This is a genomic window from Mucilaginibacter sp. (assembly GCF_039925265.1).
GTDB lineage: Bacteria > Bacteroidota > Bacteroidia > Sphingobacteriales > Sphingobacteriaceae > Mucilaginibacter.
In genome coordinates, this window is record NZ_JBDSZG010000034.1 from 248,674 (window position 1) to 255,360 (window position 6,687).

The following is a 6,687-nucleotide window of genomic DNA, read 5'->3' on the forward strand; positions in this document are numbered from 1 at the left end:
CAGCAAATAAAAATCAAAGTTTTTTTCATCCAGTCATGTTTAGGGTAAACATGAGCTGTTATTAATTATTTACTGCGAATTCACGATAATTTAATTTACTAATTTTCCGCGCAACGCAGAAATACCTGGTGAATTCATTTATCGCGTATCGCCCGTATTTTATGAATACCCTGGGTGAACTTAGTTACAGCGATTTTCAACAGGCCGGCATCGAACTGCACCGGGCTCAGCCAGCGTTAAACTTTTTCAAGCCGCTTTTAATTTATCACCCATCTTCTGGTCCGCTCCCTTCAGATATGTTTTATGAGGACTTAGAATTTTGGGACGACCAGGCCGTTAGCTGGTTTCCGCAGCCACTGAGGAACGCATTTAAGATCCTTTGATAAACTCACCTTTTTGTAAAGCTATCTGATTGCCCCAACCGGTAATTGCATCAAGTACCGGAATGCAAGACTTACCAAAATCAGTTAAACTGTAAACCACTTTAATAGGTGGCTTTTCGCCATACACCTGCCTCAAAATCAAACCATCCTCCTCCAATTGCTTTAATTGCAAACTCAATGTCCGTTCGGTAACACCAGGCATTTCCTTTCTAAGCTCATTGTATCTTTTACTATCCCCTTTTAAATGATATAGCATAACCGCTTTCCACTTTCCGCCAACCAGATCCATGGCTATACTCAGCGTACAGGGGTATAATTTATTCCTGACTTTTATAAGATCGCTTTTACATTCTATTCTCATACCATTCATTTGATCACGCTATCCAAATGGATAGTTATTGCAAATTTATTCAACTATAAATAGTTTTGCAACTATACTTTTTATAGTTGCATTTTATTTAAAAACAGTGGACATGACAATCAATTTAAAGGATCAGCAGATAATGAAAAAAGGAGATAAACCACTTATCACCATAGTTGGTATTTTGGGTAAACAAGGGCTTAGTGTAGCTCGCACCTTGCTTCAAAGCGGCCGGTATCGTGTACGCGGCCTCACGCGCCGGGTTGATTCACCTGAGGCGGTTAGCCTTTTAGCGCAGGGAGTTGAATTAGTGCCATTGCCACTCGACGTGGGCTATCAAAAAGAATTTGTAGAAGCATTCCGTGGTTCGGAAGGCTTGTTCATGATGACGCCAGGCATCGCTCCTCCGGCAACTCACGAGTTTGCGCTGGGTAAACAGTTAGCAGACGCGGCGACCGAAGCCGGCGTGCGGCATATTTTATTTAGCAGCCTGGAAAATGCAGATCAAATTACGGGAGGAAAAAAGTTCGCGCCACATTTTACAGACAAAGCAAAAATAGAGGAATACATTCGTACGCTACCGGTTATGAGCTCGTTTATCTACATGGCTTTTTTTTACACCAATTTAATAGAGTTTTACACTCCTGTTAAGCAGGGCGATAAACTTGTATTTCCAATTTATTTACCGGAGGACTTCCCTGCGCCATTTGTTGATCCGCTTACAGCCACAGGTCCGGCTGTTTTGGAAATCCTTTCTGATCCGGGTAAGTACTCAGGCAAATCCCTGCCGGTAATTGGCGATATGATCTCACCCCGCGAAATGGTTGAAACTTTTATCCGGGTAACCGGCAAGAAAGCTGAATACAGTTCCGCATTTAGCCGGGAGGATTTTCTCCATCATTTCCCCGATTTTATTTCAAATGAGCTTTTAGTGGATGAAATTATGGGGATGGCAGAATACGCAGTTGAATATGGCTATTTTAGGAAAGATCGCGACTTGCTATGGAGCCGCCAAATAAATCCGGATAGCCTCAGTTGGGAACAGTTTCTGCGTACCACTGGCTGGCTGGGACAAAAACTTTCGTACTGAACATTACCGCTTTAACAGCTCCTGGTATTGGATAAACTTGTAATCTACTTTTGTGCTTACAAGCCTTGATATCTCATCTGGTTCCCCTTTTTAATACTTATCTATTTAAAAAAAATCGATTGTTTGTTTTTGGTGTGGTATCAGTATTCATAATACTTTTGCATAACCAATCAAATTTCAATGGTGGTTTTAAAAACGCTCACGGCATTTCCAATTATTTCAATTTTTACGGGGTGATCATTCAAAATTCCGACACTAACGGCTACGGTACCCGGCCGTTTCAGGGCCTCCCCTTGTTTGCCAATAAACGAAAAGTTTCTTCCATTATGTGGAACAATTTTGTTTTCCACCAGGTACGCACCTAATGGGCCGTTGGCATTTCCGGTGACGGGATCCTCGGCAATACCTATTGCGGGTGCAAACATTCTCCCATATGTCAAAATTTGCGGGTCCTCAGAATCAAAGGAAAAAACAAAAAACCCGTTACAATCAAGTTTTTTACTCAATAGAACCAGTTCATTAAGTTCCGGCGAAAGTTGATTTAATTTATTCCTGGATTTTATCCCAATCATAATTTTTGAATGGCCGGTGGATACGATCTGAATGGGGCAGTTTGCGTCCCTTTCATCCTCGGTTATGCCAAGCGCCTGTAGAATTGATTGCTGGTCGGTAAATGCAATCGTTCTAAAACTTGCCTGCCCCTGCGTCATTTTTATCCTGATGTTTTCTTCATCGCCAATTATCTCAACCGGCAAAATGCCCGCCTTTGTTTTTTGGAAAAAGGTTTGTCCTGGTAAAGCCTTTTTCTCTAACGCCCGTACGTAATGGGCAGCAATGGTGGCATGTCCGCAGATAGGAACTTCTGTTGTCGGGGTGAAAAATCTAACTTCTACATCGTAACCGGCATCTTTGGTTTCGGGCTGAAAAATAAAAGCAGTTTCCGAATTGTTCATCTCCCTTGCAATCAACTGCATTTGAGCTTCCGTAAGCCCGTTGGCATTGGATACAACTCCGGCAGGGTTTCCGGTAAAGGCTTCGTTAGTAAAGGAATTGATCTGATAAACGTGGTATTTACTTTTCATAACCAGTGATTCAATTTTACAAGTATGTGCTTATTTTATAATAAATGCGAGAAATGCAGATAAAAAATCTTCAGGGTTTCCTCCACCCAGTGTGCGGTTCTGGCTATTCTAATTGCAGTAACGTTGTCTGCTACCTCATTCATCATACCCTCCATCAGCGATCCACTCGTACTAATTTCTCCGCCCACAGCCAATACGGGTATTGAAAGCTTACCTTTTTGCTTAAGGATTTCCTCGTTATCCAGGACATCCTGATCAAAAGCGCGATATACTTCGAGTCCTGCGCGAATTGCCCCGGGTGCAGAATAGGCTTCGGTGAACACCTACAGGTCTTGCCGCCCTATACCGCCGGTGTTGAATATGCGATAGTTAAAAACGACTGCAAGTATTGACGCTCACGCCCGGCGATCAATAGTTCCGGCAGGTCGCGAACCGTATGGAATGCGAGTGGATATTCCGGTCCTGTTGATCACCTTGTTCTGAAATTACAGCCAACTAATTCCGTAAAACTTTGAACAGATTAAATTCTTGAGTATTAAATTAGATTAATACCCTTACAAACACAGTCCAATGGTTTAAAGGCTACGGAATCAACTGGTTAAGGTAAAATAAAAAGCCCGGGCCATCGCTGGACACCGAGCTTTCACTAACACCCCCCGGTAGAAAGATCTTATTTAATATTTTTGATTACTGCATTAGTTATATGTTGGCATAAAGTGACAGCAAATTAAACAGCCCATCAATACTACATTTGTAGTATTTTAAGTATAAATAAAGCAAATGACGCTAAATAAGCTTAGTCCAAAAAATATTATCACAGCTAAGTTTTTGCAAATGAATTTGTTAGAGCGACCAACGCAAAATGTTTCAAAAAAAGTTTTGTAACTTAATTTAAAATCCTACTTTTGCAATCCCAATCGGAACGGGATGTAGCGTAGCCCGGTATCGCGCCACATTTGGGATGTGGAGGCCGCAGGTTCGAATCCTGCCATCCCGACGAAATGCGATACCACGAAGTATCAAAACCCTGTAAATGTCTCATTTACAGGGTTTTTTGTTTTATTCAAATCCTTTTCAGTACATACTATTCCTCGCTTTATGTGAACAATAAGGTGAACAGAATCCATTTTTTAGATTTGTTCACCAAAAAAGGTCTAACCTACTGATGTACAGATAATTGCATCATTTAAATTTAGACTAAAAAGGACGCATTTAGATCACTTTTTTTTCTTTCCGGTGAACAGTTTTGGCCATAACAGTCCAAAACATTTTTTTAATCATCTTAAAAACGTTCAGCAAATGAGAACAAGCAACACATTCGGGGTTCACTTCGCACTGAGGGAAAACCGTGGAAAGAACTGATTATTAGCTATTTACATGCGGATAGTCGTTAACAAAAGCCGCTCGGAAGTGGCATTAAAACGCCAGGTCCATGCCGACGACTGGAATGAGGCAAAAGGGTTAGCCCGACCTAAAAATGATGAGCTGAAGCAGTTGAATTCGCACCTGGAACAACTGCGTGGCATGATGGCCGGCTATTATCACGACCTTCAATTACAAAAGAAAGTGATCACTGCCGAAGTCTTGAAAAACCTTTTTGCCGGCGTCAAAGACTCCGAGCATACCCTCAATACCATTGTTGAGTATCACAACGCCACCATGAAAAACATTTTGGCTGCGGGAACAATGAAATAAAGGCCTGACGCTTACCCAACTCGGTTAAAGAATATTCTACGCGTGGAGGGATTTCCTTGAATTGCTCGCGATTGATTAACCCATCCTCTTCCAGTTCCTTCAGTTGTTCACTTAACACGTTCCGTGATATAGCCGGCATCCGTGCCGCTATTTCACCAAACCGCCTGGTGTGATCTGATAGATCCTTTTATTTCGGAACAGTTGCTACCTAAGTTCGGTAGTGCTTTTTCAGCAAGGAATTTAAACCACTTCCGGCAATTTTACAGGCTCTTTCCAATTGTGAACGCACTGCGTTCACAATTGAGTTGGACACATTACCGGGTAAAAGGTTTACATAACATCGGGGAAAATTAGGTTAATAGATAACAAAAAAGGGCTGGATAATTCCAGCCCTTTGTATTTTGATCTTTAAAGATGCTTATTTCTTTTCCGTGCTTGGTAAAGCCAGTTTGCTTACAGCGATCTTCGCTTCTTCGTTCTTTTTAACAACAAAAGGATCATTAGCATGGCTCTTTAATCCTGATACTACAGTAGCACCACCACTATACTTAATATTAGTATCTGCTTTCTTAATTGCTGGCATAATAACTCCTTTCTTTTTTCTACTATCAAAGTTACAACTTTACTTCCTCTTCACCAAGAATGCCTCGTAGTTTACATTTTTCTCAAATACATATGCAGTATCTCCTATAACTCCATATACGTTGAAATCAACACTAATCTCATCTATTATACCATTAATACCCATTTGATAAAGTCTTGTTCTTACAGGTGTGCTTCCTTTAGCATAGATGAAATGATCTCCGTGATGATCACAGAAGGCACTAACTGTGTTAGCGACTGTTGCCAAAACGATATCTCTATCTTCATTATTACTTGTGACCGAATCATTCATCAAACCTGTTTCCGGATCGGCATCTCCGAATGCTAAATTGTAAATCACCGGTTCTTCCTGGATCATTGCGAATGTCACCAGTTTCTTTATGCTTTCTTTTCGCCCTTCACTGTAGAATTCATATCCCTGATAATCTGTGGTTAAATAGTTATAATGCAGTAGATTCATATAGCTTTATATGGTCGGCTTAAATGGCGAATGTTGCTAAAATGTAACTAATTACAACACCACCTGATCTCGGAAGATCACATCTTCATACCACCCATACTTGCTTGTTTCTTACCCAATTCATCCAAAGCAGACCTGAACGCTTTAGCCAATTCCAATGCGGGGCCGGTTCCCAAATAATGCAGAAATATCATATGTGGCTTATCATTCAGCATTTGATTATGCACGGCTACCACTTCGATATTATTCGCTCTTAACGTTTTGATCACCACGTTTACTTCAAGAAGAATTAACCAAATTAATAATTAAACATCAAAGTTCTCTTTTTGTGAACTTTTATGTTTTATCACGGTATTGTTTTGGTGTCATCCTCACATACTTTCGGAAAAGACGGACAAAGTAGTTCGGCGTTTCAAATTTTAATTGATTGCTGATTTCCGCAACTGATAGGCTGGTGTAGTTGAGTAAATTTTTTGCTTCCTGAATAACCCGATTAAGTATAAACGATTTGGACGTTGCCCCCAAATACTCTTTCGTCATCCTGTTTAAATAATTGGCCGTTATGAAAAGTTTGTCGGCAAAGAACTGAACATCATGAGATCTTAAATAATGTTCATCTACCAATTGTACGAAAGCCTGAATATGCCTGTTGGCTTGTTCTTCTTTCGTGGTGGTGTTGATCGTCTTAACCTGTACAATCTCTGCCCGTTCAAGCAATGCCAGGATCAGATAGACCAATGCCCGGAGCACATGTTCGCTGCTGCTCACGCCCAGTTGGATTTCATTGTTTATTTGCTCAAGGTATCCTATAACGTTTTTAAAGAGCTTTTTGTTAAGCCGTATCAACGGAGAAGTACGGCCATGTTTCAGATACCTGAATTTGTTTATAAACTGTTTATCGTTAAAGAATGAAAAAAGAAATTCTTCTTCAAATAGCAATACATAGCCTTGCATTGCGGTTTGTTTTGGCCAGCTCCAGATCTCACCAGGAATAGAACAGATCACATCCCCTG

10 protein-coding genes, 1 tRNA gene and 1 pseudogene are annotated in these 6,687 nt (G+C 40.8%); 4 read left to right on the forward strand and 8 right to left on the reverse strand.

Annotated features, from left to right (window positions below; translation table 11 throughout):
- Positions 1–128: 128 nt before the first annotated feature.
- Positions 129–383, forward strand: coding sequence for a hypothetical protein (locus tag ABIX36_RS16540; protein ID WP_348083270.1), 255 nt, complete (start codon positions 129–131; stop codon positions 381–383).
- Here the strand turns inward: ABIX36_RS16540 and ABIX36_RS16545 are convergent.
- Positions 370–672 carry a helix-turn-helix domain-containing protein gene (locus tag ABIX36_RS16545; protein ID WP_348083271.1) on the reverse strand — a complete coding sequence of 101 codons (303 nt, stop codon included), beginning with the start codon at positions 670–672 and terminating at the stop codon, positions 370–372. The two genes, ABIX36_RS16540 and ABIX36_RS16545, sit on opposite strands and share 14 nt — an antisense overlap.
- A 184-nt stretch (positions 673–856) precedes the next feature.
- Between ABIX36_RS16545 and ABIX36_RS16550 the strand changes: the two genes are divergently transcribed.
- Complete coding sequence (locus tag ABIX36_RS16550; protein ID WP_348083272.1) at positions 857–1,834, forward strand: NmrA/HSCARG family protein; 978 nt, start codon at positions 857–859, stop codon at positions 1,832–1,834.
- 170 nt (positions 1,835–2,004) lie between these two features.
- Here ABIX36_RS16550 and ABIX36_RS16555 read toward each other — a convergent pair whose 3' ends face one another.
- Together ABIX36_RS16555 and ABIX36_RS16560 are read right to left on the reverse strand one after the other, a co-directional pair.
- Positions 2,005–2,916, reverse strand: coding sequence for a PhzF family isomerase (locus ABIX36_RS16555; protein WP_348083273.1), 912 nt, complete (start codon positions 2,914–2,916; stop codon positions 2,005–2,007).
- Between the two features lie 35 nt (positions 2,917–2,951).
- Positions 2,952–3,239 carry a hypothetical protein gene (locus ABIX36_RS16560; protein ID WP_348083274.1) on the reverse strand — a complete coding sequence of 96 codons (288 nt, stop codon included), beginning with the start codon at positions 3,237–3,239 and terminating at the stop codon, positions 2,952–2,954.
- A gap of 600 nt (positions 3,240–3,839) precedes the next feature.
- On the opposite strand from ABIX36_RS16560, the gene ABIX36_RS16565 reads away from it, so the two are divergent.
- A tRNA-Pro gene (locus ABIX36_RS16565) sits at positions 3,840–3,913 on the forward strand.
- Positions 3,914–4,293: 380 nt separating this feature from the next.
- Positions 4,294–4,611: an Arm DNA-binding domain-containing protein gene (locus ABIX36_RS16570; RefSeq protein ID WP_348083275.1), complete on the forward strand. Its 318-nt coding sequence runs from the start codon at positions 4,294–4,296 to the stop codon at positions 4,609–4,611.
- Here ABIX36_RS16570 and ABIX36_RS16575 read toward each other — a convergent pair.
- From ABIX36_RS16575 to ABIX36_RS16595, 5 genes and pseudogenes are all read right to left on the reverse strand, one after another.
- Positions 4,544–4,780: pseudogene (locus ABIX36_RS16575) on the reverse strand (winged helix-turn-helix transcriptional regulator); the annotation flags it as partial. The gene ABIX36_RS16570 and the pseudogene ABIX36_RS16575 sit on opposite strands and share 68 nt — an antisense overlap.
- Positions 4,781–5,029: 249 nt before the next feature.
- Positions 5,030–5,194 (reverse strand): hypothetical protein, encoded by a 165-nt coding sequence (locus tag ABIX36_RS16580; RefSeq protein WP_348083276.1) that lies wholly within the window; start codon positions 5,192–5,194, stop codon positions 5,030–5,032.
- A 39-nt stretch (positions 5,195–5,233) separates the two neighbouring features.
- Positions 5,234–5,674: a hypothetical protein gene (locus ABIX36_RS16585; protein WP_348083277.1), complete on the reverse strand. Its 441-nt coding sequence runs from the start codon at positions 5,672–5,674 to the stop codon at positions 5,234–5,236.
- Positions 5,675–5,751: 77 nt separating this feature from the next.
- Entirely contained in the window at positions 5,752–5,946 is a 195-nt protein-coding gene (locus ABIX36_RS16590) for a DUF1259 domain-containing protein (RefSeq protein ID WP_348083278.1), read from the reverse strand.
- A 64-nt stretch (positions 5,947–6,010) separates the two neighbouring features.
- The coding region (locus tag ABIX36_RS16595) for an AraC family transcriptional regulator (protein ID WP_348083279.1) at positions 6,011–6,687 on the reverse strand (677 nt) is incomplete at its 5' end.

Bases quoted from the DNA above. Each gene is read 5' to 3' on its own strand.
- ABIX36_RS16555 (WP_348083273.1), bottom strand. From the start codon at position 2,916: ATGAAAAGTAAATACCACGTTTATCAGATCAATTCCTTTACTAACGAA.
- ABIX36_RS16570 (WP_348083275.1), top strand. From the start codon at position 4,294: ATGCGGATAGTCGTTAACAAAAGCCGCTCGGAAGTGGCATTAAAACGC.
- ABIX36_RS16580 (WP_348083276.1), bottom strand. From the start codon at position 5,194: ATGCCAGCAATTAAGAAAGCAGATACTAATATTAAGTATAGTGGTGGT.
- ABIX36_RS16545 (WP_348083271.1), bottom strand. From the start codon at position 672: ATGGATCTGGTTGGCGGAAAGTGGAAAGCGGTTATGCTATATCATTTA.
- ABIX36_RS16585 (WP_348083277.1), bottom strand. From the start codon at position 5,674: ATGAATCTACTGCATTATAACTATTTAACCACAGATTATCAGGGATAT.
- ABIX36_RS16550 (WP_348083272.1), top strand. From the start codon at position 857: ATGACAATCAATTTAAAGGATCAGCAGATAATGAAAAAAGGAGATAAA.